The sequence below is a fragment of the Thiobacillus sp. 65-1402 genome, from assembly GCF_001897685.1.
Taxonomy (GTDB): domain Bacteria; phylum Pseudomonadota; class Gammaproteobacteria; order Burkholderiales; family Thiobacillaceae; genus Thiobacillus.
Window position 1 is genome coordinate 1 of the sequence record NZ_MKUG01000193.1, and the last position, 4936, is coordinate 4936.

Sequence of the window (4936 nt, forward strand, 5' to 3'; positions counted from 1 at the left end):
CATCAGCTTGTAGCGGCGCTCCATTTCGCCGACGCACCAGTTGAGCGCGGAAGCGGCCTGCTTCATGTCGGTGACCACCGGCGCCAAGAGATGCGGGATGCCCTCATAAATGGAAAGCTCCAGCATCTTGGGGTCGACCATGATCATGCGCACCGCGCTGGGGTCGGACTTGTACACCAGCGACAGGATCATCGCGTTGACGCCGACCGACTTGCCCGAGCCGGTGGTGCCGGCGACCAGCAGGTGCGGCATCTTGCCGAGATCGGCCACCACCGGATTGCCGGCGATGTCCTTGCCCAGCGTGACCGTCAATGGGCTGGCGCTGTCGTGGTAGGCCCGGGAGCCGAGGATCTCGCTCAAACGAACGATCTGCCGTTTGGGGTTGGGAATTTCCAGTCCCATGGTGTGCTTGCCGGGAATCGCCTCGACCACCCGGATGCTGATCACCGACAGCGTGCGCGCCAGATCCTTCGCCAGGTTGACGATCTGGCTACCCTTCACGCCCGTTGCCGGCTCGATCTCGTAGCGGGTGATCACCGGGCCGGGCGAAGCCGACACCACCTTGACCTCGACGCCGAATTCGGCGAGCTTGCGCTCGATCATCAGGGAGGTGAACTCCAACGCCTCGGGGCTCGCGGTCTCCACCGCCTCGTCCGCCGGGTCGAGCAGATGCAGCGGCGGCAGCGGCGAATCCGGCAGATCGGAGAACAGCGGTGCCTGCTTCTCGGTGACCGCGCGCTCGGATTGCGGCACCTCCTTCACCACCGGCTCGATGCGGATCGGCGGCGCCTCGACACGTTTCTTCTTTTCCACCGACACCTTGGCTTCGCGTTTTTGCTGCGCCACTTCGCCCAGCTTGCGGTCGCGATACGCCTGCCAGCCCTGGATCGTCTTCCAGTATGCCCGCTCCACCCACGCACCGGTGCGCTCGGCCATGCTGAGCCAGGACACGCCGGTGAAGAGGCTGAATCCCACGGCCATCAGCAGCAGTAGAATCAACGAGCCGCCGGTGAATCCCAGCAGCGCGCCCGCCGCAGTGCCCACGCCCGCACCCAGCACGCCGCCGTGGGCATCGGGCAGCGCCACGTCCCAATGCCAGGTGCGCAGCCACTCGATGCCGGTGCTGGCCAGCAGCAGCAGGGCGAACCCGCCCAGCTTCAGCCAGCGTTGCCGCCCTCCCGCCAGCGGGGTTTCGCTCAGATGGCGGAAGGTGTGAATGACATAGGCCAGTGCCAGCACCACCCACCACCAGGCCGACACGCCGAACAGCATCAACAGCAAATCGGACAGCCAGGCGCCGCTCTTGCCGCCCAGGTTGTGCATCACCGCACTGTCGCCCGTGGTGCTGAAGCCCGGATCGGCGCCATCGTGGGTCAGCAGAACCGCCGCCAGCAACAGCGCGGCAAACCCCACCAGCAGCGCGCGCGCTTCGCGCAACAGGCGTTGCATGCGGGGCGGCAGGGGCGGAGACGAACGGGGAGCGGGACGCGCCATGGAAACGGTTGAGCAGGAACTTATCGGGCGGAAAGGCTTCCGATTATACCGGGCGGGCGGCATGGAAATGCCGCCGCCATATTTGGTTAGAATAGTTCGCTTTCCCCATCACCCGAGTACAGACCATGAGCACCGCACACCACAAACTCATCATCCTCGGCTCCGGTCCCGCCGGCTATTCCGCCGCCGTGTATGCCGCGCGCGCCAACCTCTCGCCGGTCGTCATCACCGGCCTGCAGCAGGGCGGCCAGCTGATGACCACCACCGATGTCGACAACTGGCCGGCCGACGTCGACGGCGTGCAGGGCCCCGAACTGATGGACCGCTTCCAGCGCCACGCCGAACGTTTCAAGACCGAAATCATTTTCGACCAGATCCACACCGCCAAACTGACCGAAAAACCGTTCACCCTGATCGGCGATTCCGGCACCTATACCTGCGATGCGCTGATCATTGCCACCGGCGCTTCCGCCATGTACCTCGGCCTGCCGTCCGAGCAGGCCTTCATGGGCAAGGGCGTGTCGGGCTGCGCCACCTGCGACGGCTTCTTCTACAAGAACCAGGACGTCGCCGTCGTCGGCGGCGGCAACACCGCGGTCGAGGAAGCGCTGTATCTCGCCAACATCGCGCGCCACGTCACCCTGGTGCACCGCCGCGACACCTTCAAATCGGAAAAGATCCTCGTCGACCACCTGATGGACAAGGTCAAGGAAGGCAAGATCACCCTCGCCCTCGACAGCACGCTGGACGAGGTGCTGGGCGACAAGACCGGCGTCACCGGCATGCGCATCAAGAGCACCAAGGACGGCTCGACCAAAGACATCGCGCTGACCGGCATCTTCATCGCCATCGGCCACAAGCCGAACACCGGCATCTTCGAAGGCCAGCTCGAACTGGAAGGCGGCTACATCGTCACCCGCTCGGGCCGCGTCGGCAACGCCACCGCCACCAGCATCGACGGCGTGTTCGCCGCCGGCGACGTGCAGGACCACATCTACAAGCAGGCCGTGACCAGCGCCGGCACCGGCTGCATGGCCGCGCTCGATGCCGAACGCTATCTGGACGCGCTCGGCAAGACCGCTTGAGCTGAGCCATGAAGCGCGGCCGCGGCACGGCGCTGCCACCCGCCTCGCTTGAGGCGCTGACGCGCGTGCGTCGCGCGTTGCGCGAGCAGGCTGCCGCTCCGGACGCGCGCCATCAGGCGCCGCACAAACCCAGGCCGCCGGCAGACGGCGCCATGCTGTTTCGCCGCGCCGTCGCCGACGCCGTGCCGCTTCCCCCGTCCAATCGCGCTGAAATACCACGCCCGCGCCCCAAACCCGTCGCCCACCAAAGACGGGCCGACGAGCAGCAAGTCCTGATCGATGCCCTGGCCGACCCGTGGGACTGGGAAGCGGCCATCTCCACTGGCGAGGAACTGTTTTTCTCGCGCCCCGGCGTGCCCGCCGCCGCGCTTCGAAAATTGCGGCGCGGCGGCTGGGTCATCAAGGGCGAGCTCGACCTGCACGGCCACACCGGCGACGAGGCGCGCCTCGCGCTGGCCACCTTCCTCAACCGCTGCATGCGCGAAGACCGGCGCTGCGTGCGCATCATCCACGGCAAGGGCCACGGCTCGAAAAACCGCCTGCCGGTGCTGAAGAACAAGGTGCGCCACTGGCTGACGCAGCGCGAAGACGTGCTCGCGTTCTGCCAGGCGCGCACCGTCGACGGCGGCGCCGGCGCCGTTGTCGTGCTGCTCAAATCCTCGCCACGTTAAAGAAGAAAGGCCCGCCATGAGCGAACCCGTCATTACCGATTTCGAACTGCCGTCCACCGGCGGCACGACCTTCAAGCTGTCCGAGCATCGCGGCAGGAATGTCGTCGTGTATTTCTACCCCAAGGACAACACCTCCGGCTGCACCCTCGAAGGCCAGGAGTTCCGCGACCTGTACGCCGACTTCGGCAAGGCCAACACCCTCGTCGTCGGCGTCTCGCGCGACAGCCTCAAGTCGCACGAAGGCTTCAAGGCCGCGCACGGCTTCCCGTTCGAACTGCTCGCCGACACCGATGAAAAAGCCTGCGAACTGTTCGGCGTGATGAAGCTGAAGAACATGTACGGCAAGCAGGTGCGCGGCATCGAGCGCAGCACCTTCGTATTCGACGTGAACGGCAAGCTGGCGAAGAGCTGGCGCGGATTGAAGGCGCCGGGGCATGCGGCGGAGGTGCTGGCGTTTGTGCAGACGCTTTGAGCGCGTGATCCCCGATCCGTCATTGCGAGCGAAGTGAAGCAATCCAGCCATGGAATGGCGCGAAGCACGACTGAGTAGTTAGTGACTTCGCAGGACTATTGAGCGTTGGCCGGGGGTAGCCCGGCGGCTAGTCACTTTCTTTTGTTTCGCCAAAAGAAAGTAACCAAAGAAAAGGCGACCCCGACATCCCCGAATTCCCGAAGATCAAGCGCGTCGGGTGGGCGGCAAAGAACTCGCCCCGCCTTGTTCTTTTTTGATTTTGTTTTTTGTGGGCGGGGCTCAGACACCTTTGCCGCTGATCCTCCCGACGCACTTGATCTTCGGCGGGTCTGTAAGGGGAGAAAAGTCAAAACCAGGGCGCCAACGACAGGGCGTTTGCAATTACTATTTCGCCTTCGCACATCCGAATGTGCTACTGGGGAATTCCAAAATGGGAACCATCAGCGATTCAGACATCTATAAAGCAGCACTGGATCACACGCGCCAGTTAAGTACATCCCATTACACACAACTTCAATGCCTCACCGTAACATGCTGACTTCTCTGGTAATACGAGGTTTGCGTGATGAGCTGGGCGGCGGAGGAGTTCAAGGATATCGATCTCGGCGACAGGCGTCTGGACAAGCGCACGGTGCTGCTGGCCGAGCGCATGGCCGCCAATCCGATGGCCAGCATTCCGCAAGCGTGCGGAGGCTGGGCGGAAACCCAGGCGGCGTATCGCTTTCTGTCCCAGGACGACGTTGAATGGGAAGCCATCCTTGCGCCGCACTGGCGCAGTTCCGAGGCGCGCATGCGCGCCCATCCCGTCGTCCTGTGCCTGCAGGACACCACGGAACTGGACTTCAACGGGCAAGGCATTGCCGGTCTGGGACCGCTGTCCTATGAAGCGCAGCGTGGCATGTACGTCCATCCCACCTACGCGGTTAGCCCGGAACGGGAACCCCTGGGGGTGCTGGATGCCTGGATGTGGGCGCGCGAGCCCAAGGACGCGGACGGACAACGGGGCGGCCTGCTGGAAAGCACCCGCTGGACGGAAGGCTACATGCGCATCGCCGAACTGGCGGCCAGCCTGCCGGACACCCGTCTGGTGTACGTGGCGGATCGGGAGGCCGACATCGTGGCCCTGATGGCGCAAGCCCGCGATCTGGAGCATCCCGCCGACTGGCTGGTCCGCTCCCAGCACAACCGGGCGCTGCCCGAAGGGGGCAAACTGT

Annotated in this window: 5 protein-coding genes; 4 read left to right on the plus strand and 1 reads right to left on the minus strand. The window is 64.6% G+C overall.

Translation table 11 applies throughout. The annotated features are described in order from the left end of the window. Positions 1–1494: DNA translocase FtsK (locus BGO62_RS14255; protein WP_296643688.1), on the minus strand; the 1494-nt coding region annotated here is incomplete at its 3' end. 125 nt (positions 1495–1619) lie between these two features. Between BGO62_RS14255 and trxB the strand changes: the two genes are divergently transcribed. The 4 genes from trxB to BGO62_RS14275 form a co-directional block, all read left to right on the plus strand. Further along, a complete protein-coding gene (gene trxB / locus BGO62_RS14260; protein ID WP_296643690.1) occupies positions 1620–2579 on the plus strand; it encodes a thioredoxin-disulfide reductase in 960 nt (319 codons plus the stop codon). Between the two features lie 8 nt (positions 2580–2587). Then, positions 2588–3250, plus strand: coding sequence for a Smr/MutS family protein (locus BGO62_RS14265; RefSeq protein WP_296643692.1), 663 nt, complete (start codon positions 2588–2590; stop codon positions 3248–3250). Between the two features lie 16 nt (positions 3251–3266). After that, complete coding sequence (locus BGO62_RS14270; protein WP_296643694.1) at positions 3267–3722, plus strand: peroxiredoxin; 456 nt, start codon at positions 3267–3269, stop codon at positions 3720–3722. A 595-nt stretch (positions 3723–4317) separates the two neighbouring features. Then, positions 4318–4936, plus strand: a 619-nt coding sequence (locus BGO62_RS14275) for a transposase DNA-binding-containing protein (protein ID WP_296639842.1), incomplete at its 3' end; no start/stop codon positions are given.

Bases quoted from the DNA above. Each gene is read 5' to 3' on its own strand.
- trxB (WP_296643690.1), top strand. From the start codon at position 1,620: ATGAGCACCGCACACCACAAACTCATCATCCTCGGCTCCGGTCCCGCC.
- BGO62_RS14265 (WP_296643692.1), top strand. From the start codon at position 2,588: ATGAAGCGCGGCCGCGGCACGGCGCTGCCACCCGCCTCGCTTGAGGCG.
- BGO62_RS14270 (WP_296643694.1), top strand. From the start codon at position 3,267: ATGAGCGAACCCGTCATTACCGATTTCGAACTGCCGTCCACCGGCGGC.